18 protein-coding genes, 1 pseudogene and 2 other annotated features are annotated in these 23,302 nt (G+C 40.6%); of the genes and pseudogenes, 2 read left to right on the forward strand and 17 right to left on the reverse strand.

What is annotated here, in order from left to right; genetic code table 11:
• Positions 1-129 precede the first annotated feature (129 nt).
• From IGI49_RS20300 to IGI49_RS20340, 9 genes and pseudogenes are all read right to left on the reverse strand, one after another.
• Positions 130-1,092 carry a siderophore ABC transporter substrate-binding protein gene (locus IGI49_RS20300; RefSeq protein WP_429965761.1) on the reverse strand — a complete coding sequence of 321 codons (963 nt, stop codon included), beginning with the start codon at positions 1,090-1,092 and terminating at the stop codon, positions 130-132.
• Positions 1,093-1,108: 16 nt separating this feature from the next.
• Positions 1,109-1,867 carry an ABC transporter ATP-binding protein gene (locus IGI49_RS20305; RefSeq protein ID WP_429965760.1) on the reverse strand — a complete coding sequence of 253 codons (759 nt, stop codon included), beginning with the start codon at positions 1,865-1,867 and terminating at the stop codon, positions 1,109-1,111.
• Positions 1,864-2,832, reverse strand: coding sequence for an iron chelate uptake ABC transporter family permease subunit (locus tag IGI49_RS20310; protein ID WP_429965759.1), 969 nt, complete (start codon positions 2,830-2,832; stop codon positions 1,864-1,866). Before IGI49_RS20310 ends, IGI49_RS20305 begins: the two co-directional genes overlap by 4 nt.
• A complete protein-coding gene (locus tag IGI49_RS20315) occupies positions 2,829-3,776 on the reverse strand; it encodes an ABC transporter permease (protein WP_429965758.1) in 948 nt (315 codons plus the stop codon). The genes IGI49_RS20310 and IGI49_RS20315 overlap by 4 nt, the downstream gene beginning before the upstream one ends.
• A 494-nt stretch (positions 3,777-4,270) precedes the next feature.
• Positions 4,271-4,810, reverse strand: coding sequence for a methylated-DNA--[protein]-cysteine S-methyltransferase (locus IGI49_RS20320; RefSeq protein WP_429965757.1), 540 nt, complete (start codon positions 4,808-4,810; stop codon positions 4,271-4,273).
• Between the two features lie 15 nt (positions 4,811-4,825).
• Positions 4,826-6,274, reverse strand: coding sequence for a DNA-3-methyladenine glycosylase 2 family protein (locus IGI49_RS20325; protein WP_429965756.1), 1,449 nt, complete (start codon positions 6,272-6,274; stop codon positions 4,826-4,828).
• A 191-nt stretch (positions 6,275-6,465) separates the two neighbouring features.
• A pseudogene (tnpB, locus tag IGI49_RS20330) lies at positions 6,466-7,607 on the reverse strand (IS200/IS605 family element RNA-guided endonuclease TnpB).
• 417 nt (positions 7,608-8,024) lie between these two features.
• Positions 8,025-9,542, reverse strand: a complete 1,518-nt coding sequence (locus IGI49_RS20335; protein WP_207704071.1) for a PTS transporter subunit EIIC — start codon at positions 9,540-9,542, stop codon at positions 8,025-8,027.
• Between the two features lie 27 nt (positions 9,543-9,569).
• Positions 9,570-10,895, reverse strand: a complete 1,326-nt coding sequence (locus IGI49_RS20340; RefSeq protein WP_429965755.1) for a 6-phospho-alpha-glucosidase — start codon at positions 10,893-10,895, stop codon at positions 9,570-9,572.
• 174 nt (positions 10,896-11,069) lie between these two features.
• On the opposite strand from IGI49_RS20340, the gene IGI49_RS20345 reads away from it, so the two are divergent.
• Positions 11,070-11,852, forward strand: a complete 783-nt coding sequence (locus IGI49_RS20345) for a MurR/RpiR family transcriptional regulator (RefSeq protein WP_429965754.1) — start codon at positions 11,070-11,072, stop codon at positions 11,850-11,852.
• On the forward strand, positions 11,845-12,612 hold the full coding sequence (locus tag IGI49_RS20350) for a MurR/RpiR family transcriptional regulator (RefSeq protein WP_429965753.1): 768 nt from the start codon (positions 11,845-11,847) through the stop codon (positions 12,610-12,612). Before IGI49_RS20345 ends, IGI49_RS20350 begins: the two co-directional genes overlap by 8 nt.
• 88 nt (positions 12,613-12,700) lie before the next feature.
• On the opposite strand, the gene IGI49_RS20355 is transcribed toward IGI49_RS20350, so the two are convergent.
• The 8 genes from IGI49_RS20355 to IGI49_RS20390 form a co-directional block, all read right to left on the reverse strand.
• On the reverse strand, positions 12,701-13,537 hold the full coding sequence (locus IGI49_RS20355; protein WP_429965752.1) for a MetQ/NlpA family ABC transporter substrate-binding protein: 837 nt from the start codon (positions 13,535-13,537) through the stop codon (positions 12,701-12,703).
• Positions 13,538-13,567: 30 nt separating this feature from the next.
• A complete protein-coding gene (locus tag IGI49_RS20360; protein ID WP_429965751.1) occupies positions 13,568-14,782 on the reverse strand; it encodes a M20 family metallopeptidase in 1,215 nt (404 codons plus the stop codon).
• 15 nt (positions 14,783-14,797) lie between these two features.
• Positions 14,798-15,634, reverse strand: a complete 837-nt coding sequence (locus tag IGI49_RS20365; RefSeq protein WP_429965750.1) for a MetQ/NlpA family ABC transporter substrate-binding protein — start codon at positions 15,632-15,634, stop codon at positions 14,798-14,800.
• A gap of 15 nt (positions 15,635-15,649) precedes the next feature.
• Positions 15,650-16,327, reverse strand: a complete 678-nt coding sequence (locus tag IGI49_RS20370) for a methionine ABC transporter permease (protein ID WP_207704078.1) — start codon at positions 16,325-16,327, stop codon at positions 15,650-15,652.
• A gap of 2 nt (positions 16,328-16,329) precedes the next feature.
• Positions 16,330-17,406, reverse strand: coding sequence for a methionine ABC transporter ATP-binding protein (locus IGI49_RS20375; protein ID WP_207704079.1), 1,077 nt, complete (start codon positions 17,404-17,406; stop codon positions 16,330-16,332).
• A 54-nt stretch (positions 17,407-17,460) separates the two neighbouring features.
• Positions 17,461-17,698: a binding site (T-box leader), on the reverse strand.
• Positions 17,699-17,738: 40 nt separating this feature from the next.
• Positions 17,739-17,975: a binding site (T-box leader), on the reverse strand.
• A gap of 162 nt (positions 17,976-18,137) precedes the next feature.
• Positions 18,138-19,766, reverse strand: a complete 1,629-nt coding sequence (locus IGI49_RS20380; protein WP_429965749.1) for a hypothetical protein — start codon at positions 19,764-19,766, stop codon at positions 18,138-18,140.
• Positions 19,763-20,467: an ATP-binding cassette domain-containing protein gene (locus IGI49_RS20385; protein WP_429966086.1), complete on the reverse strand. Its 705-nt coding sequence runs from the start codon at positions 20,465-20,467 to the stop codon at positions 19,763-19,765. The genes IGI49_RS20380 and IGI49_RS20385 overlap by 4 nt, the downstream gene beginning before the upstream one ends.
• Positions 20,468-21,930: 1,463 nt before the next feature.
• A complete protein-coding gene (locus IGI49_RS20390; RefSeq protein WP_429965748.1) occupies positions 21,931-22,965 on the reverse strand; it encodes a hypothetical protein in 1,035 nt (344 codons plus the stop codon).
• Positions 22,966-23,302: the final 337 nt, after the last annotated feature.

Below are 23,302 nucleotides of genomic sequence, written 5' to 3' on the forward strand. Positions count from 1 at the left end.
AAATAAGTTATTTATACATGCTAAAAAAGCCGTTCAATTAATCACTTTAAACAGCTCTAGCCTTTTTTCGATTGAAAGCTATTCAAAAAGGCCAAAACAGTTGTTTTGGCCTCCCTAAGTATAATTTTCCTATTCGAACGCTTTGTTTACATCCTCAAGCATCAGTTTTACTGATTCTAGTCCCCCTCCGCTTAAGTACCAAACATCTGGCTGAAGTGTGATCACTTTGTTTTCTTTGCCAGCAGTTGTTTGGGCAACTAATTCGTTCCCAGCAACATCATTATCAGTGCTATCTCCACCAATCGCTTTAGTGCGATCTACAACAAATAAAATATCTGGATTTTTATCTAAGACATATTCATAGGAAACGCTTTGGCCGTGAGTAGATGCTTCAATTGCATCATCAGCTTCGGCAAAACCAAAGGTGTCATAAATAATACCAAAGCGAGAATCTTTACCATAAGCGGAAAGCTGGCCTTCATTCACCAAAACAGTTAAGGCTTTATCTTTACTTTCTTCAGCTTTAGTTTTGGTTTCCTTGATACTTGTTTCTAAAGCAGCCAATTGTTCTTTGGCTTCAGATTCTTTGTCAAAGATTTTTCCTAAGGTTTCCACGTTGTGCTTAATAGAGTTCCAAGTGTCAGAAGTGTCTACCTCCAAATACATGGTTGGAGCAATTTCTTTTAATTGATCTTGGAAATCGCTTTGGCGACCGGAAATGATGATCAAATCTGGCTGCATTTGATTGATTTTTTCCAAATCTGGTTCCTTGATACCTCCAGCTGAATCAATCCCTTTGTAATCTGACAAGTAAGCAGGCAGATTATCTGTTGCTGCACCTACGATGCTGTCACCAGCGCCTAATGCATCAATCGTATCCAATGAACCATTATCAAATACCACAACTTTTTTAGGATTTTTAGGTACAGTTATTTTCCCATTGCTGTCGGTAACCTCTAAGGTTTCCGCTTTAGCTGCGCTGCTTTGCGCCGTTCCGCTGCTTGAATCCGTGGTTCCATCATTGGACGACCCGCATCCTGCTAAACCAAATCCTAACAATAAAATTGACAAACTAACCATATATTTTTTCACATTTATTTCCTCCAATTTAATTAAAATACATACAAAAGCGCTTGCCCTCAAGCTCGCAAATTTTGACGTTCATTTCATATAAAGGATCCAGCACACTACACTGGATCATTTCATCGGTGGTACCATGAGCAAAAATCTGTCCTGCCTTCATAGCTACAATTTCATCCGCATAACTGGCAGCAAAATTAATGTCATGAATCACCAAAAGAATCGTTTTTTTCTCCTCATCGACTAGGCGCCGTAAAGTTTGCATCAGCTGAACCGCATAATTCATGTCTAGATTGTTCAACGGCTCATCCAATAAAATGTACTCCGTATCCTGAGCCAAAATCATAGCAATATAAGCTCGCTGCAGCTGACCGCCAGATAAGGTATCAATTGTATCCTCAGCCATTTCAGTTAAGCCCAGCTTGTCCAACGCATGATCAATCAATTGATAATCTGCTTGGTTCAGGCGACCTTTGCTGTAAGGAAATCGACCGAAGCTCACTAGTTCACGAACAGTAATTCGTAGACTTAAGCCATTGCTTTGCTTAAGAATCGACAGCTTTTTTGATAGTTCATTGGATCGCCAGGCTTTTACCTCATTGTGATCCAAATATATTTCACCAGTATCAATCTCAATCAAACGACTAATCATTGACAGAAGCGTACTCTTACCAGCACCATTGGGACCAATAAAAGCGGTCAGCTGTTTCTCTTTAATCGGCAAACGAACTTCGGTAATAACCTGCTTGCTGCCGTAATTTTTCGATACATCTTTGACATCGATCATCCTTGACGCCTCCTTTCACGAATAATTTTCCAAATAAAATAGACGCCGCCGACAAATTGCGTTACGACACTGACCGTTGTTTTCAAATGGAAAACCTGCTCTACTAAAAACTGACTGCCGACTAGAAAAATGATTCCTAGCAGTACCGCCGTTGGAAAAAGGTAGCTATGGCGATAGGTTGGCATCAGCTGATAGGCAATGTTAGCAACAATAAACCCTAAAAAGGTTATTGGTCCTACTAATGCTGTAGCGGTTCCTGTCAACAGACTAACCAAAAATAAAATTAGAATCTGGAAGCGATTTAACGAGAGCCCTAGATTGGTAGCCTGATCTGCTCCTAAATGCAGAACATCCAAGTAGCGATTTACCCCATATAATAGAAGCGAACCCGTCAAAATAATCACTGCTGCCAGAATCAAATGGTTGGTGTTGACGTTGCTGAAGCTGGCAAACAGCCGACCTTGCAGCAGGTCATACTCATTCGGATCCATCATCACTTGAAGGAAGCTGCTGGTGCTGCTGAATAATGTGCCAAAGATCATCCCTAGCATCAGCAAAATAAACAGATCATTTTTCCGCCGCTGCAAAAGCACCTTGGCCAGCAGTAAACTTAACAATGCCATCAGTAAAATACTGATTAAAAATAAGGGCGTTTGTTCCTGTGATAGCATTTTTACACCGCCAACCGTAAAAAACAAAATGGTTTGGATTAAAACGTATAAAGAATCCAAGCCTAAAATATTCGGAGTTAAAAATTGATTCTGGGTCAGCGTCTGAAAGCTGACCGTTGCCATACCTGTTGCCAGCGCTACTAGTAAAAAGGCCGCAACCTTTTTGCCCCTCAGCATCCAGGCAAATTGAAAATTCCCATAGGTGTTATAAGTTAAGTAAAGCCCGCACAACCCAATGGCCACCAAGATTAATACCGCAATCGTTGTTCCTTTTTTTAAGGGAAAAGCTCTCATGCCTGCCGCCTCCTAACCAGTAGATAAATGAAGATAATACTGCCTAGAACGCCTACTGTCAGGCTGACTGGAACTTCGTAAGGCGCAATGACCACTCGCGAAATCATATCACAAACCATTAAAAACAAACTGCCCGACAAAGCAGTAATCCACAAGGTTTGCTTTACGTGATCGCCATAAATCAACGAGACAACGTTGGGTACGATGACTCCTAAAAACGGTACTGTTCCTACCATTATCAAAACCAAACCACTAGCTGCCGCTACTAAGGCAATGCCAAAGGTTTGAGTTAGCTGATAGTTGATTCCCAAATTGACAGCTACATCTTCACCCAAGCCTACAATTGTGAAAAGATAGGCAAAAATATAGATCACAAAGAATAGTGGAATAGTCAGATACAACAATTCATAGCTTCCCTTGGTTACTAAAGAAAAGTTGCCCTGCAACCAGGAGGACATGTTTTGAATCAGCTCAAACTGGTAGGCAAAGAAAGTTGCTACCGAGCCGATGATGTTGCCAAACATTACACCTAACAGTGGAAGGAACACCGGATCTTTTCCCGGCAGTAGCCGACTCAATGCCAGAAAAACCATTGTTCCTAAAAAAGCAAAGACAAAAGCTGCTAAGGTTCGCATCGGGGTTGAAGCATTTGGTAAGAAGAGCATCACCAATAAAATCCCCAGACGTGCACTGTCCATTGTCCCGGCCGTAGTCGGCGAAACAAACTTATTTTGGGTTAAATGCTGCATAATTAAACCACAAATGCTCATGGTTGCTCCTGCTAGAATCAAGCTAACGGTTCGCGGAATCCGCGTAGTTGCCAAAACCAGCCATTGCTCCTGATTCCCCTGAAGTAATTCCTGCAGCATTAAATCCTTTACACCTAAGAAAATCGAGAAACCACTAAAGAGGAATAAAAGAGCAACAATCCATCTTTTTTTCAACGAATCACTCCTTATCTAACTGATAATGATTCTCATTCTCCCTCTCATTTCTAAAGTTTAGGTGAATTTGTCTGAAAATGCAAGATTTTTTTTGCTATTAGGTGAGAATTGTTGTAGGTAACTTTTTGAAATACTCTTTCGTTTACAATTCCAATTAGAATAAAAATATTTTTAAATCCAAGTAAACATAGCATCAAGCCCTATCAACAGCAGCTGCTATTAAAGGTGCCTTGTTACATTGAATCGTTGAATTTGATACCGAGATACGAGTTCCAAAGCGAAGAGAGTATGAGTGTTAAGTTAATTGATATTGTCGATGACTGAGCATAACCACTGTGTACTTGATAAATTAAATGGCACTTATTACAAAAACTTAAACGACGACAGAAAATTCAAATGAAATCACCGATATTGCAGGTGGTTTTCAAAACAGACAAAAAAAACAGACATGAATTCAGCATTCACGTCTGTTAATAAACTCTCCGTTTTTTAAGTCACAAAGCAGTACCTTTAGTAGGAATCAAAAACTTACTAGTATCCACACCTTCATGTTGAAGAAGATAAATTTTTTTAGTGAGTCCCCCGGCGTATCCAGTTAAACTGCTGTTTGTTCCCACTACTCGATGACAAGGAATGATGATCGAAAGCGGGTTGTGACCGACAGCTCCGCCAATTGCCTGAGCAGACATGGAAGTTTTGTTTAATTTTTCGGCTGTACGTTGAGCAACCTCCTTATAGGTCATCACTTCACCATAAGGAATTTGACACAATACTGTCCAAACAGTTTGCCGAAATTCGTTGCCGACCGGCTTCAAAGGCAGTTCAAAAATAGCAGGTTTTTCATTGGCAAAGTAAGCATCCAACCAATTTTTGGTTTGAAGAAAAACCGGCAGCTGCTGATTTTGAGTGATTGCTTCCGATAAACCTGCACCATAATATTTTTGATCCTTCATCCATACCCCCACCAGCGTTTGGTCGATTGCAGCTAAGGTTAAGGGCCCAATCGGTGAAGAATAATCCATCACATAATGCATCTGCATCTTCCCTTCTTATAATGAATTCCACAAGCTGACTGTAGCGTAACTGCGCCACGGTCGCCAATTTTCAGCTAGCTGCAGCATTTCTTTCGGCTTTAATGGTGCTAAAGCCTTCTTAATTCCAACATCCGTTTCCAGAAAAGCATCCGGCCAGTTCAATGCGCGCATTGCTAAGTAATGGGCGGTCCAGTGGCCAATACCGGGAATCGCCAACAGCTTTTCTACTTCTGCTTCAGGAGTGGCTTGAGGGCCAAAACGAATCGTCCCTGCTGACAACCTTTCAGCCAAACTTTTAATCGTTCGCGAACGCGTGGCAATTACACCCAATTGGCCCAAATTTTCTTCAATTGTTCCTTCCAACGTCAAAACCGTTTGCGGCGTAGGAAAGGTGTGCGTTAATTCAGTGAAAGGTGTTTGAATTGGCGTTCCAAATTTTTGAACAATTCTGGCAGCCAATGTACTAGCAGCTTTCACTGTGATTTGCTGTCCAAGAATCGCTCGCACGGCCATTTCAAACGGATCAAAGCAGCCAGGAATACGCGTCCCGCAAGCAAAATTTTCCATATGATTAAGGGTCTCATAAACAACTGTCGGATCACAATACAAATCAAACAATTGACGAATTCTGCTTAACACCTGCGGTAAAACTGGCAGCAAGCTTTCACTAAGGGTTACTGCCAACAAATTTTTTCCTTCCATGGACTGTATTTTTATCCAACCCGAGCATTCTTTTCCTTCAAAGTTCGCGAGTCGAACGGTTCGCAGATAGGTATTATCCTGGACCCTTTCAACCCCCTCAATCGCCCGTTTCTCAAGAAAGTTTAGCAGCTCCTGCCAACGATAAGGCGGCCGATATCCCAGTGCTAAGGTAATCTTATCCTTTTCCCGCTGATCACTGATGCTTTCTTTACGCAACGCGGTTGGTGTTAGTTGGTAGTGTTTTTGGAATAAAGCATTAAACCGGCGTAAACTGCCAAATCCAGAGGCCATTGCCACTTCTATGACTGACAAATTCGTATCTGTCAGTAAGCTTTTTGCCAGCAGCAAGCGACAGGTCTGCAAATACTGAATCGGTGAAACATGGTATTCTTCCAAAAATACCCGTCGCAAATGGCGGTCTGTATAGCCTAATTCTTCGGCCAGCTCCTTCAAATGAATACCACTACCGCAATGCTCCTCCAGCACTTTGGCAACTTGAGCCGCCAAATTTGTCTGAGCATCCGTTACCGAATTTCCTGGCGCTTGTTCAGGACGGCACAATAAACATGGACGAAAACCTGCCAATTCCGCTTCGGCAGCCGTTTTGAAATAGCGGCAATTCTCAGCCTTTGCCTGCCGTGCGCGACAAACTGGACGACAATAAATCTGAGTAGTAGTGATACCGATAAAAAAGCGGCCATCAAAACGAGTATCCTTAGCTTTAAAGGCACTGTATAGATAGTCATTTGTTAACTGCTCCACAAAACTCACCTCCATTTTAAGTTAGTTTACAGAGTGTGAACTACCCGCCACTTAGCTAAACCAATCGGTTCTTCACGATTGAAGTGGGAGCTTCTTGGGAACAGAGCTTACTTGCCAGCAGATGTCTTTGCCTGCAGCGGTTGCTCTTTGTTACCAAGCTATCCCCGTAGTTCCTACGGTTCTTGATTTGGTTATGCAAAGGCTCGCATGCGCAGCCCTTCGTTTAGAATGTTGATACTGGCATTGATGTCTCGATCATGGTGAGCATGACAAATCGGGCAGGTCCACTCTCTAATCTGAAGTGGTTTCTTGCCATCCTTGTGTCCATATTCGGAACAAAGTTGACTAGATGGATACCACCTATCTACCTGGATCATTTCTCGTCCATACCAGTCGGCTTTGTACTGGAGTTTCGCCACAAGGCTGGACCAAGAGACATCCGAAATACTTTTGGCTAATTTATGATTACGCAATAGATCCTTCGTGTGTAAGTCTTCGAGACAGATCACATCGTGGTTTTTGATAAGTTCGGTACTTAACTTATTTAGAAAGTCGTTGCGTTGATTTTTGACTTTTTCATGCAATCTTGCCACTTTGCGTCTTTGTTTTTGGTAGTTCTTGGCTTCACTTAGCTTTTTGCCTGCTTTCTTAGCTTGTAAAGCTCGACGAGAAAGCTTCTGCTGTTCACGTGTTACCTTCCGTTCCATTTCTGCGGTAAAGCGAGGGTTATCAATCTTTTGTCCATCCGAAAGAATCGCAAAGTCTGTAATCCCCAGATCGATGCCAATAACCGAATTCGTTTTAGGAAGTTCTTGTATGTCTTCTTTGCACAACAAAGAAAGGTAATATTTGCCGCTTGAATGATAAGAGATTGTTGCGGATCGGATCTCTCCTTTTGGTTGGCGATGGCGTTTGATACAGACAAGGGATTTTAGCTTTGGTAGTTTGATGTATTTGTTTTCCACCAGCGAAATGGTACCGTTTTGATTGTTGGTGGTATAGCTTTGAACCGGACTGCTTTTGCTTTTGAATTTAGGGAAACCGACACGTTTATCGCGAAAGAAGTTGTTGTAGGCCTTGTCTAAATTCAGCTGGGCATTCGCTAAGGCAAGACTATCAACTTCTTTCAGGTAGGGATAGTCATTCTTATATTTGGCTGGGTAGGCTTTTTCAATTTTTTGGAAGGATCATTCTTCATTGCCGCATAAGCCTTTATCCGCTCATCCAGCATCAGGTTGTAGACTTTTCGAACACAACCAAAAGTCTTGGCAAAGAAGACGACTTGTTCTTCTGTTGGATAGATGCGGTACTTGTACGCTTTTAGTCGTTCCATGAGAGCCGCCCTTTTGTCAGTTTAGATGACACGAACACTTGTTCCTCTAATGATTATATCATGCGGAAAATAGCGTAGCAATAGCTTTTTGTCATTTTTAGTTGCACCGTCCCCCTAAACAAAAAACGGCATTCATCACCCACCTATAGAGGATGGGCGACTTCTGCCTGAAATTCTGTTAAAAATCAAAGCCTTAGTTACTTTTCTATATTATCAAGAAACTTTAACACAAACCAGCCGTTTTCGGACATGAAATTACTTTTCGTTTGTGGAGGCCTGTTTATCATTAAGACAAGTTTTCATTAGGAAAAGGAGCAGTATAGGACAAAAAATCCTATACTGCTCCTTTAGTCAATTCAGAATTGCTGCGCAGTGGCTTAAAAGGAAATTCTGCTAATCTTCATCCATAGCAGCTATTTACAGCGCCTTGCGCACTGCATCCGCAATCTTTTCAATTTTTGGTCCATAAACTACCTGAATATGCGTTTCTGAGGGCTTAATAATCCCCATGCTGCCGGTTTGCTTTAGAATATTTTCCTGTACTAGATTCATATCGTCAACATCTACCCGCAGTCGAGAGATACAGTTATTGACTACCTTGATATTTTCACGACCACCTAAGCCGGCAATTACCTGCATTGCCAAGGAATTATCACCAGCCAGCGATGAAGCACCTACTGCTTCATCCTCATCCACTTCTTCTGCAACATCAATCGACAAGTTTTTAGCTGTTAAGTATTTTTTAAAGACAACATAGTACAGTACGGCATAAACAGGTCCTACGACCAAAACCATGTACCAGCGGGAACCCGGCTGCATGACACCCCAGACAATATAATCAATCAAACCGCCACCCGTATTTCCAATTGCCACACCCAGAACGGACATCAACAAGAAGGAAACACCGCCCATAAAAGCATGGAAAAGAAACAATACTGGTGCAATAAACATAAAGGAAAATTCCAATGGTTCAGTGATTCCTGAAATAATGCTGGCTGCTACACCGGCAATCATCAAAGCTTTCACTCGATCTTTTTTGTCAGAAGGACTAGAGCGGTAAATGGCCAAAGCGGCGGCTGGCAAGCCGAACATCATAAATGGCATTTTTCCTTGTCCTAAGAATTGAGTAAACGGACGTAACGTATCAATATCTACTTTATCAAAGAACTGAAGGAAAATATTCAAGCAACCTTCCACACCTTCATAAACGCCCCCTACTGCAGTAGTTCGGAAGATACTATTCAACACATGGTGCAGTCCCGTTGGAATCAACAAACGTTCCAAGAAACCAAAGAAGAAAACACCCAACGATCCAGCACTGCCAATCAGTGTTCCTAAAGCAGTAATTCCGGCAGAAATTGGCTGCCAAACAAACGGCGCTACCTGTCCCAACAAACCCATAACTAAAATAACAACAATAGCTACAAAACGTTTTCCGCCATAAAAGGCAATTGCCACCGGAAATTGAATCTTATGGTATTTATTATGGAGAAAAGCTACAATAATCCCAGTTAAAATCCCCGCAACCGCTCCCATATCAATCGTTTCGACACCTAAGATCGGCGCTACCCGTAGCGATTCAAAGTTACCAAAGCCGGAATTCACCACTGTGCTGGCACTCACCAAAAAAGTATAATAGCCGACAAAGCCTGCAAAAGCAGCGATTCCTTTATCTTCTTTAGCCATCCCCAATGAAATCGAGATCGCAAACAAAACTGGAATCAAGGTAAAGACAACCCCAGAGATCGTTCGCAGCGTATCAATTACATAAAAAACGGCTGGGGTCTCTAAAATCGGTAATGCCGCTACTACCTGATCCTTAAGCAGAGCCCCTGAGATTCCCAAAAGAATCCCACAGGCTGCCAAAGCGGCGATCGGCATCATCAAGCTGCTGCCTAATGTCGAGAAAAAATCCATTATTTTATTCTTTTTCATTCCTTTTTCCTCCTTGTATCGCCGGCTTTATCGTAGCTCAGGCCACATACCTTGATTGGCTTCTATTAAAGCATCCAAAACCTTACGTGCTCTTTTTCCATCATTTATTAAGCGGTTTAGGGTAAAGGCTTCTAACGCTTTTTGATAAGAGTTTTCGTAATAAGCATCTACTAACAGCTTTTCACTAGAAACCTGGTTAACTAATAAGCCAAGATAAAATTGTGGAATAATACCGACCCCCATTGGACGCGGACCGTTAGCGCCCAATTCGCAGACAACCTCTACCATCGCATCGTCCTGCATGTTAGCAATTGCTCCATTGTTTTCAACAATTAAAATGTGTCGATTATTTTTGTTAAAGGCAATTGCAACCGCAACTTCAATCATCATTTCAGCATGAGCGTCACTGATATCATCAAACTTATCTCCCAGTGTCCCTGCTGAAATAATTTCCTCACATTCCGCAAAAACCCGTTTTTCCCGGCCAGCCATGACTTCATCAGCTCGTGTGAAATTGGGATCTAAGGTTGCTGCTTTGTATTCTGGATATAAGTAATACTGGTCATACGTATTTGGTAAAAATTCTGGAAAATCCTTCATCATCGTTTCCACCATGCCATAAGTATCTAACCAAGAAGGATCTCGCTGCTCGGCATCCTGTGGCAGAAACCCTTGTTTTTTAATCAGCTCCTTAATCTTCGGCAGCAAGTCTTCACCAGTAGTTTTATCGTAAATATGAGTAAACCAACCGTAATGATTCAGACCAAAGTAAACCGGATCCAAATCTTCCCATGAACAGCCCAACAAGCGGCTGCAAGAGCGGACAACATTTTCCGGCTGATCACAAATATTTAAAATTCGTCGATCCGCAGGAAATTCTCTTCGCAAAGCTTCAGCGACGATCGCTGCTGGATTGGAATAGTTTAGAATCCAAGCGTCCGGTGCGTACTCTCGAATCTCGTGAACCGCTTTAATCATTTCAACAATCGAGCGCAAACCATAGGCCATGCCGCCCGCCCCACAGGTTTCTTGTCCAACTAGTCCTATACCCAACGGAATATGTTCATCCTGCGCCCGCATTGGCAAACCGCCCGCTCGCATTTGCATGAAAACAAAATCCATTCCTTCGTAAGCTTCTTTGCTGTCTGTGGTGTACGAAAAGTCCAGCTCAGGAAATTGTTCCCGATACAAAATCTCACCAAACTTGCCGACTAAATTCTGACGCTCCTGGTCAATATCAAACAATACTAATTTTTTTAACGGAAAGTCCTTTTTCATCCGAACAAATGATTTTAAAAAACCTAAAGTAAAGGTGCTGCCTCCACCGACGATACATACGTTAAATTCTCTCATGATTTATAGTCCCCTTAGCTTGAATTGAATTCACTATTAATGGCCAGTTAATATAGTCTTACTATGCCATCGATTGAAAACGAATACAATATCCTGTATTATTTTACTAAGTGATTACCGATTTAGTGCTTTGTCACAAATAATGTAACAAATTTCAACCAAAGGAGTATAAGTATGTTAACAGACCTTTTAGATAATAGAATAATGACCAGCCTTAATCCTAATGAGCAAGCTATTTTTCAGTATATTTATACGCATCCTCAAATAGTTGAGACAGCTACAATTCGCGAATTAGCCAACCAACTAACGGTTTCCACCACAACTATTTTGCGCTTTTGCAAGAAAATCGGTTTATCTGGCTACAGTGAATTGAAGTATTTGACCAAACAAGCCAATTCCTCCATTCCTCAGCCTATCCTTAAGCAAAAATCTGATGCAGCGCTTTTGCAGGAGATGGCACAAGATATTGAAAACACCTTGTTATTGATGAAAGAACAAGATGTCCATCAAATGATTGAGCTCTTGAACAGTTCCAAACACATCCATCTTTACAGTGGCGGTGGTATTTCCGCGCGGGTGCTGGATTACTGGGAAAAAATGCTGTTTTCTTATGGCCGGCAAAATGTCTATCGCTATGAAGCCTCTCGTCTGGCCTTTCATATTGCCGAAACCTTGACCGATCAAGATGTGCTGTTTGTTATCAGCTGCAGCGGAACCTATGAACCGACCATTCGTATGGCTAATCTAGCCAAAATGCGAGGAGCCACGGTTGCAGCTATAACGCCTTACACCGATAATGTTTTGGCAAAAACTGCAGATCTGAACTTTCGGTTTTTCGGGCGATCACGGCAAAATAAAAATACTGAATTTACTTCACGATTGCCCATTTTTTTCGTAATTGATACTATCTTTAAGGCATACTACACTTCATCAGAGGAGGGTATTTCCCATGAATGATTTTTTCGCTGCCATTGAGATCGAAAAATTATCAGAAAATGAGCAAACCATGTTGAAATACATTCAAGATAATTCGACGTTAATCGCTCAGATGAAACTTCATGATTTAGCCAGCAAACTATTTGTATCAGACACCCTTGTAGTTCGTTTTTGTCAGAAGCTGGGACTGACGGGTTTTAGTGAATTAAAATACTTAATCAAAAACGAACTGGTATTGCAAAAGAAACGCCAAAAGGTTTTTCGCGAGCAGATCGATCAGCAGATCAATGATTTTAAATACTTTTTAGCGTTTGCACCTTTGGATCAGCTGCATACGATTGTTCAATTGCTTTGCAATGATCAGCCTTTGTATATCCACGGACGAAGTCTCAGTTCGATTCCCGCTAAGTACCTGCACACCGTTTTAAATACCTTGAACCGCCGCTGTATTCTAGTCGAAGATTTGCATTTGCTCAAAAGTATTAGTCGGACGATTCATCCAGGGGCTACCATTTTAATCACCTCTGCAAATGTTCCACTGGCCGTATATCAGGAAGTTTTTGACAATAGCCGCCAGAATCAGGCTAAAACTATTTTGATTACTTCGCAGGAAAATGATCAAACTACAAATTTAGCGGATTTTTGTTTATTTAGTAACGATACCCCTCTAAGCTATAATGAAACGGATGCTAACTCGCGAATCAATATGCTGAGCCTGATCCAAATCATTATTGAGTTAGCTAGTAAAGAACTGCTGGCTGAGGAATCCACTGCTTTCTAACAGCAAAAAATACCTGGCTATAATTGAAAAGCTCCGGCAAAGGATGGATTGCAAGCGTCTTTTCGTTATAGTCAGGTATTAAACGTTATTATTTTTTGTCCCAAACAGGAATGCTGGAATTTTCAGTTGTCTCGGCAATGATTTTGGCAACCTCGTCTGTCTGATAGGCAGCGATAATTTTTTGATACACCTTTGAATCTTTTTCCTCTTTACGTGCAGCAATCACATTATAATATGGCTTAGAGCTGTCCGCAATAGGCTCCAAGAAAATTGCATCCTTGGTAGGAATCAGTCCCGCATCTACGGCCATACCATTATTGATTAAGGAAATATCAACATCCGCCAACGCACGAGCAGTTTGATTAGAGTCCAGCGATTTAAAGGTCAATTTTTTCGGATTTTCGATAATATCACTAATATCGGGCAGCAGTCCTTTGTCAGGATTTACCTTGATTAATCCAGCGGTTTGCAATAAAAGCAGCGCTCGACTTTGGTTAGAAACATCGTTAGGTACAGCAACAATTGCTTCATCCTCTAATTCTTTAAGATCCTTAATTTTATTGGAATAAACACCTAATGGATTTAGCGTCGTATAAGCGATTGTTGTATTGTCATAACCGCTTTCCTCATTAACTGTGTCCATAAAAATTTCGGTTAAACACGCATGCAAATCGATTGATCCATCCTCCAAGGCTGTAATCGGGGTGCGATAATCGGTAAATTTTACCAGCTCCAGTTGGATATTTTCTTTGTCAGCTAATTCTTTTTTCACATATTCCCAAGGTTCATTGTTTTCACCAACGACTCCTAGTTTGACCACCTTTTGGTCCTCCACTGTTTGACTTTTGGCCTGTCCGCACCCGGTTAAGACAAGTACTCCACCTAATAAAACAACTCCAATTGAGAGCCACTTAGTTAACTTCATTTTTTTCTCCTTTTAGTAGTTTTTTATGACTTAAGTATTCTGCGCCTCCAGATTTTCCTGATGCTGCTCTTTAATGGCTTGCAGCAGCTCTGGATTTTGGATTAAGTCCAACGCCGTTTTTGCCAACAATTCAGCACCGATAGCAATTGATGCTAAGCCCTTTTCACTGCGAGCGGCCGCTTTGAATTCCTCACTATGTCCCGCAATGTAATCATCTGAAATCGATACGGTCGGCTGAATGGTAGGAATTACCTGACTCACATTTCCTACGTCTGAAGAACCATAGCTATCAGGAATTTCCGTACTGATTTCCGTTGCTGGTATGTCTAACTCTGTTAAATGTTTGAAAAGAACTTCATCAAAAAGCGGTGTTAAAACCGTATCATCCACCGAGTTTTGGAAGAGCCCAAAATCATACGTACAGCCAGTAGCTAAGGCCGCCCCCTGGACAATCTGATCAAACTTTTGATAAACCTCGTTTAAGGTTTTACGGCTTGCTGCCCGCAGGTAAAAACGAGCTGAAGCGAATTCAGGAACGACATTGGCGGCCACACCACCATTGGTAATTACTCCATGGATTTTTACATCCAGAGGTAAATGCTGTCTCAGCGCATTCACACTATTGTAAACCTGTAAAATCGCATCTAAAGCATTAATCCCTTTTTCAGGTGCCGCTGCTGCGTGAGAAGCTCGTCCGTAAAACTTCACATCGACCGGATCATTAGCTAGTGAAGGTAAAGTCTGACTGTAGCGATGCGCTGGATGCACACACAAAGCTGCATCCACGTCAGTGAAAAAGCCCTCTCGTACAAAACTACCTTTAGCTGAGCCGTTTTCACCGCCTTCCTCTCCCGGTGTTCCGTACACGCGAATTTCACCGCCTGTCTGATCAATTAATTTCTTAAGTGCGCTGGCTGCTAAAAGAGAGGTAGTTCCAAATAAATTATGTCCACAAGCATGCCCAATTCCTGGCAGAGCATCATACTCCGCTAAAAAGACAATCGTCGGTCCAGGTTTTGCGCTTTTATAACGTGCATCAAAACCAGTGCGGTGTCCGGCAACGTCAGTTTTAACCGCAAAGCCCTCTGCCTGCAGCTGTCTGCCTAAAACATCTGCTGCGTGAAACTCGTAATTGCTGACCTCCGGATGGTCGTGAATATCCAACGCCAATTCTTGATAATGGACTAAACGATTTGCAATAAATTCCTGGATAATTTGTGTTTCCTCTAGTGTATTTGTCGTCATAAAAAATTCCTCCAATTATTTTTTGCCAAAGGTTTCCCAAGCTGGGACATTCGAACCCTTTGAGGTACTCTCAATATCTTTAGCCGTTTCTTCTGTTTGATAAGCGGCCACTACTTTTTGATAAACATCGTTGTCTGCATCTTCTTTACGAGCTACGATAATATTGACGTACGGCTTTGCTCGCTCATCAACTGGTTCCAGGAAAATCGCGTCCTTCTTCGGTGCTAAACCAGCATCCACAGCCATACCGCTGTTGATGACTGAAATTGCTACATCTGATAAAGATCGGGCTGTCTGTGAAGCATCCAATTCAGAAATTTCCAGCTTTAGAGGATTATCAATAATATCAGAAACAGTTGGGGTTTGACCTGCGGCTTCATCTACCTTAATCAAATCTGCGGATTGCAGCAGCAATAATGCCCGACCACCGTTAGTAACATCATTAGGAATCGCAACCTTATCGCCTTCTTTGAGTTCCTTTAAATCCTTAATCTTGTCGGAATAAATACCTAGCGGTGCACTCACTGTATTACCAATAGAAACTAAATCTGTACCGTGCTCTTCATTGTAGTTATCTAAGAAAAACTGATGCTGAAACGAATTCAGATCAATCGAACCATCAGACAAAGCTGCATTAGGCTGATTATAATCGCTGAATTTTACATATTCTAAATCGATCCCCTCTTTACTCAAGCGTTCCTTAACACCGTCCCAAACATCAGTGTCCGCACCAATTACACCTAGCTTCACAACTTGTTGATCCTTAGCTTCTGTTTTGCCATTCCCACTGGAGCAGCCGGTGATGGCCAGTAATAACGCGGCCCCTAAAATAAATGTACTGATTTTTTTCATCTAATTTTCCTCCATTTAATGACTGATTTTTTTTATAACTAAATTACTAATAAATTGACTGATAAAAACTAATACTAGGATTAACAGTGTAGCGACCAAGGTAACATCAGTTTGAAATCGATTATATCCGCGAGTGATGGCCAAGTTACCTAATCCACCAGCCCCTACCGCTCCGGCCATAGCTGTCAAGCCGATGACATTAATGATAGTGACTGCAGATGCTCGGATAATTCCGGCTAATCCCTCCACAAGATAAACGCGAAAGATAATACCAGCTGGACTAGTCCCCATCGCCTGAGCGGCCTCAATCACCCCAGGATCAACCTCCAATAAAGCATTTTCGATTTGCCGAGCAAAAAAAGGAATTACCCCAATAATTAGCGGTACCAGCGCTGCCTTTTCACCAATAGTTGTTCCTACTAAAAATCGAGTAAAAACTGCTAACAGCGTCAGCAAAATAATAAAAGGGATCGAGCGAACAATATTGATCAGTTTATCCAAAACCTCATAAATACCACGATTAGCCAATAGTCCATCCGGACGGATCACCACCAGCAGTACGCCCAAGGCAATTCCTAAAATTCCGGCAACTAACGCGGTCCAAAAAACCATGTACAAGGTTTGCCAAGTAGCCGTCACGAATTCCTGTGGTATTTCACTGACATTTGGTAAATACGTTTCTAACAAATGCATTATTATTCTCCTCCCCTTTCAACCAACCGAATCGGTGATGACTGTTCTGGTCGTTTCAAAATCGTTGCCTCGACTTGGTGCTGCTGTAAAAATTCCAACGCTTTTTTCCGTTGGTGCTGTTCTCCTGTCAGGCGAACAATTAAGCGGCCAATTGGTACCTCCTGTAAAATTTCCACATTTCCGTATAAAATATTGGTGCTAACCTGATAGCGGCTATACAGTTGGGTAATCAGTGGTTCACTCGTCTCATCTCCTACGTAAGCGAACTCTGCCAAAATTTCATTAGGTGCCAGCTTCGAGAATTTTTGATGATTCAAAATAGTAGTTAAGGCCTGATCCACATGCAAAGCCGTTCGGATGAAATCTTTAGTTAAAGGCTGCTGCGGCTGACTAAAAATCTGAACGCTCTCTCCCTTTTCAATAATTTCTCCATTTTCCATTACCGCTACCTTATTACAAATTTCCTTAACCACCTGCATCTCATGAGTAATCAAAACAATTGTCAGACCCAGCTTCCGATTTAACTCCTTTAACAAATCCAGTATTTGCAAAGTTGTCTTAGGGTCTAAAGCACTAGTCGCTTCATCACATAAAAGAATAGTTGGGTCATTCGCTAAAGCCCGAGCAATCGCAACTCGCTGCTTTTGCCCGCCTGAGAGTTGACTAGGATAGGCCTGATGTTTATCAGAAAGTCCTACCAGCTCCAAAAGCTCGGTCACTTTTTGATAACGCTCCTGTTTGGTTTTACCTGAATATTTCAAGGAAAAATCCACGTTATCAAAAATAGTACGAGCATCCATTAAGTTAAAATGCTGGAAAATCATGCCAATAGACTTCCGCTCCTGCCGTAATTCCTTTGGCTTCAACTTATTCAGCTGGATTCCATTAATCAGCACCTCCCCTTCAGAAGGCTTCTGGAGCAGGTTAATCACTCGAACCAAGGTACTTTTCCCAGCTCCTGAATAACCTACAATGCCATAAACATCTCCCTTTCCAATCCGCAGGTCTACCTGCTTTACCGCAGCGATGGTTTTATTCTTTTGCTGAAAGGTCACTGATATATTTCTCAATTCAATCATTCGCTTCACTCCTTTTTATAAAAAAGACGCCCTCAGATCCCTATTGATTACGGATCTGAGGACGCCTGTCGCGTGTTACCACCTCAATTTAAGTGACACTTTCATGCCACTCCTCTTCAAGTACTATCATACTCTAGCAAGATAACGGCTGCTGCCGTTGCCGTCTCACGTTCTCCGCTCGGGGCAAATCACTCAATGGCCATTTTCCAATTTGCTGTTTCCTATCTCTTTTCAGCTGCCGAGATTCTCTGTAAGGGAAGTCAAACTGTACTTACCATTTCATCGTTTTTCCTATTTTAAAACAAAAAAGCCCCTTTACCAGTCTAGACTGATAAAAGGGCGAATGCTCGCGGTACCACCTTTTGTTTCGAAGTTTCCTTCTGCTTAATCCAACGTCTTAAATTCAAGATATTGGTGTTCCGGGTAACGGTGGAACCGACCGTGCCTGCCTACTTATCGACACGCTATCCTCAGAGGCCATTGTTCATCTTTTCTTCCTTGGTTCTTTTCACCAGCCAGAACCTCTCTAAAAAGTTTTCCAAGATTACTTTTCTCTTCAACGGAGTTGTTTATTAAGTTGATCCAAACTTTACACGAAGAAAAATTCACTGTCAACCAAAAAAATTAAGAATAACGACTATTTTTACTCTCAAAAATCTAAAAGGGTATTTTATCAAAGTTTCTTACCCAATTTTTTTTTGCGAAATAACGATTCTTTTTCCCCAAAAAAATCACTCTTTGATACGAAAAGTCTGAGGGGCTTTTTTCCATAAAATGACTAAACCGATCACTATATACAATAAACTCAGACCTGAGACTAGCAAGGCATAGCTCAATCCAGTAACATTCAGCTGCAGGTTCAAATAGGCAATCCCGTAGAAAATCCCGGAAATAATTTTGTATAGAGGGTTCATCACTTCCATCTCACTAGTAAAGGGCTGCAGCACATAATAGATAAACAGCTCATGAAAGGAGAATAAAACTGCCAGGCTAAATAGTAGTAGTACTAATACCATAAAAAATTGCAGTGATAGGATTCCCGGGTTTAACAAGGTAAAGGTAATAAAAAGCAGTAAAATACCCAAAATAATGGAGCCGTTGTAAAACAAGGTTTTTCGGAAACGATAGAAAAATCCCGACAGAATTGTTGAAGCCTCACGATAAAAGGGATAATAAAGCATCGCCACATCACAATTCACGAAGACCATTTGTACGATGGTTTTACCAAAGGAAGCCAAATACATGGTGAAAAACAGCAACGGCAATAAGCCGATCAGCTCAGCTTCTTTCGCGTCCTTCAATACACCAAATAGTGATCCGCCAATCACTAATAACCAGGTAGCCCCTATCACTGCCAAACGGATAAACAAGTTTCGCTGCAAAATGCGATGGTACCGTTTGAACAGAAGATCGTTCAAATACTGACTACCGGAAAGTGTTTCGTTGCTGTCAGCTTCCAGCTCTAATTTCTTTTGCATTGACAAGCCTTGCCCCAGATATTGTGAATTCTTGGCTTCCGGTGCAGCAGCGTCCAAATTACGAAGCCGTTCAACCTGCCAAATCAAATAGCCACCCTCATCATCAAAATACAAAAGCTTATAACCACAAAGAATTGTTAAAATTAGTAAGGGGAGCCAGCAGACAGGATGTAAGAGCACCGACATGACCTTAGCAGTTGGATCAAGCCAAAATTCAGCCGCTACCAGCAAAATGATAGCAAAAAAAATTGTCCATGTGATTCCGCGACGCTGACTAAGGGTCAAGGTATATGTTTTTCTTCCCAACCAATAAAAGAACAAACTAATAGCCAAGTAAGATAAGCTTCCAACAATAATTACTGTTAACGGATTTCGCAGAAACAAACCGTAAATAAAAAAAGCTGGCCAGTATTTCACAGTCTCAACAATGTTAAGCAGCATCAGCCTCCCCCGGACAAAACGCTGTCGTGGTAAAGAAAACTGGTCCAAAAAATTCACTTCATTGTTATCCATCGAATACCATATTCCGTTGAAGATACTCATGATCCCCAGCCAACCTATCCAAAACAGCAAACCCTGTTTTACAATGGTCTGATCTAGGGGAATCAAAACGAATGGCCCTCCCGAAAAAAAACGAATGGCAAAAAAAGAAAGGACATAGCTTAACCCCAGCCACAGAAATTTTGCCCCCAACGTCATTAGAGCCTTCCAAATGAAAATTAGTACGGTCAAAATCTTTTTCAATTCATAGCTGTTGTAGACTGTCACAGGAATTTTTTTACCAATCAATGGCAACTTTCGCAAATAATAAAGCAAGCCGTTAACCTTTTGAGTTGTTTTGACCACGGAAAAAATCCAAGAGATTCTAATTACCTCAATCATGCCTGCGGGTCCTGCAACAATTGAATAATCTCTTCTTCAAAATCCGCGTCATGTATTTTTTCCGAAGGGATTGACTGCAGCTGGTGATGATTCAGCAGCACAATCTCATCGCACAAATCCTGTGCCAGCTGCAAGATATGTGTCGAAAAAATAACAATTGAACTCTTTTTAGCAGCCACAATTAATTCTTTCATTTCATGAGCAGCAACGACATCAAAGGAAGTCAGCGGTTCATCCATCAAAAGAACTGGCGGGGTAATCATCAAGGAAACCACCATTTGTACCTTATTTTGCATTCCGTGAGAAAAATCCTTTAGTAACCGATGCTGGTCTTCTCCCTTAATCCCCACCATTGTTAAATATTCTGAAGGAGTTTTGCTACTCGTCATACGATCATTGTTAATATCCATAAAAAATTTCACGAATTCAATTGCTGTCATAAAAGCTGGCAAATGAGGAATCGTATAAACATAACCAATATCTGTATTAAAATAATCTTTCGGACCGGCTCCCTGATCCAACAAAATCTCTCCGCTGTTTAGCTGCATATTTTTGGCAATACAATTGAACAGTGTCGTCTTTCCAGAACCATTTCTTCCCAGCAAGCCATAAATCTTGCCCGCTTCAAAAGTAAAATCCGCCTTATCAAAAATAATCTTTTCATCAAACTGCTTGGCGATCTTATCTAACACTAATTTCATCATCCAACACTTCTTCCATTTTCGCTCTCTTAAGAACACTTTTTTTTATTGTATCAAACATCATTCGGCACTACGAGAAGATTCTCAGTAGGCTGCCCGCGAACTAACAATCCTGCTGTTCGTCAAAAAGACATCTAGTAATAAGAAAGTGTACAACTAAGTATACTTTTTCATAGCTTTTTATTTTCTCTATCTCTTTTTCAATAAGAAATCCTTCCCTGTTGTAACTGCGCTTAACAATGGGCTCTCTCACTCATCACAAAAAAATAGCTAACTTTACACTCCGAGTCCAGTAGACTCCATTTCGTCTAGAAAGTTATTATCCATTTATTTAGGAATTCGTTGGCTTCAGTTGCACGTTTAAAAGAGAAAAATTAGCTGATAAGAAAGAACTAAAATATTCTCATCTTTACAGCTTTATAGGTGAGAATTCCCACTAATTATCAAGTCAAATGACTACGTTCTTATAAATATTTCGTTTTTTGAGAATATGTAAGGTACAATCTGTATTATTAAAGCCTTCAGCATTTTTAGAAAAAAAACTTTTCACCCATATCTTTTAGCAAGCACAATGATCAACTTATTCCTACTTTTCAATACTGCTGCATTGGTATAATGCACTATAAAAATTTCTAATATCCTTAAAATACGCAGCAACTTACTGTTTCCGGAGTTGATGCCTGCCATACCATACCTTTATGCTATGTACCAACCGTCTCTTATTATTTTTCTATCAAGTAACCAATTAGTACATCCTAAACAGAAAATCTTTATCCTCTTTTAGCTTGCTCTTAAATATTTCTATGTCTAACTAAAAAATAAATGGGCATAGATGTGAGTTCAAAAAAAAGCCTGCGGAAAACCGCAAGCTTTCTCTATGATATATGTGAAAAATAGGTGTACAAGGTTCTTCCCCAAAAACCTTGCTCATTATAAGAAAAGCTCTCATAATGATCTATCAAGATCACACATATCAGATAACTTAATTATACGACAAAAATTAAATAAATAAAGCTATTTTTCGATATTTACAACTAAAAGCTTGGAATATATTTTTGAGTACAGATCAAAACAAATACTATGACCCTATCAATTGCCGCCATGACCTCCATTTGAGCATTGAAGGCCATGAAAATGACAACCCGCGGCTTATTAAAACGGGGATTATTTCAGTAAGTTATCTCGCAGTATTTTTCAGTATAACTTTTCAAAGTTTGAAAAGCTTCAATGACCAAGGACCAAGTTTAAATGCAGAATCTACTATTCTGCCTATTCCTCTATTATTAGCCTTCAGAGTTTTTATTCTTTAAAATTTGGTTCACTAAATAACCACCTTGCCAGCGTTATTATTGTTTAGGATAATCCCTTTCCGAGTGGTCTCAAGAGTCATTCTGTCTCATAAAAATTTATTCTATTCAAAGACAGGTCTAAATAAGCTATACTAACTAAACCAATTTAGAAAGCTATCTTCGCTTTTTCTTTCTTCGTTTTTTATTGACCTTCCGAACTAGATTCTGATTCGTTCGCCAATCCTTATTGGTTGATGGCGGACCGGCTCCATTTTCAGATTCAGAAACGGTTTCTTCTATTGAATCAACAAATTCAAAATTGAAATCTTTCAGCTTTGATCCTTTTGGCAGGGTACTTTTCACAAATTCCCGCAGCTCCTTCTTAGTCATTGAGGAATAATCGAAATCCTTCGGCAAATAGGTTTCCATAACTTGATCGCCATTTTTACAAGGTTTACCATATCTGCTCAGAACTTCCCCAGAGGGCACTAACGGCTTCACCGATTTCATTTGTTCACTTTCAGTTGTATGAGATGTCTTTTTAACTCGTGGTAAAGTCTCACACTGCTGTTTTCGAGCAGTCGTTTCTTCTATCGTTTTTCGGGTAATACTGGTTCGAAACAGACGGTATTTCACTTCCACAACTGTCACAAATCGACGAACACCATCTTTTTGGAGAATGTCAACGGTGCTTAGCAGGGATAAATAATCTTCATGTTCTTGGGTAGAAAGGGTCGGGTCAACATTGCTTAAGGTCCAATTGTGCTTTTTGCCGTTTTCGTCTTCAAAGGTCGAGATTAAGCTGGCTTTCGCTTCTACTTCTCGCTCACCAGAATGAAGCAAAGGGAATTTTTCCATATATAAAAGAGCTTGCTCTGTTAATTCCTTGCGTTTTTTTGAATTGGAGAATAATCGACGAAGTACAATATCCCATTCTTTGTCACTGAAATAAGGTCGAAAATAGACACACAGCTCTCTCACTTCTTGAAGATCTTTGCTTTCCATAAACAGTGAGCGAATTAGATCAGCCGCCAAATAAGAAAAATCAGCAGGACAAAGTGCATTGCGCAGAAGCACAATTAAGGCACACTGAATCACGTAAGCGCCATCATTGGTAATCTGATAAAAATCGCGTATTCTTTTTTCGAGCGAATTGCGCAACATATTATGAAGTTGTCGAGTACCAAGTGGTTTTGTAATCTTAGCCATGTTCACATCTCCCAAAAACGTTTTTTTATTTAATTACACCTTAATATAAAAAACTTACACAGTCAAGGAAGATTTCATTTTTAGTTATTCTATCTTTCATCCCATAATAAAAAAACTCTACATAAAAACTTTTATCTAAAATAAACCATGAGAATCCCTTCAGTTTAAATCACTGAAAAAACCTTATATAGAAACAATTACGACTATCCTTTTATTAACTTTCAACAAAATAAGTTATTAAAAGAAGTTGCTTAGAATTCTTTAGAACCTAAGAAACTTTTTTCTATTTCGTTATATAACTAGTCGTATTTTCCATTAACTACAAGAATCTAATTAA

It is taken from the genome of Enterococcus sp. AZ071, assembly GCF_050499065.1.
Classification (GTDB): Bacteria; Bacillota; Bacilli; order Lactobacillales; family Enterococcaceae; genus Enterococcus_A; species Enterococcus_A ferrettii.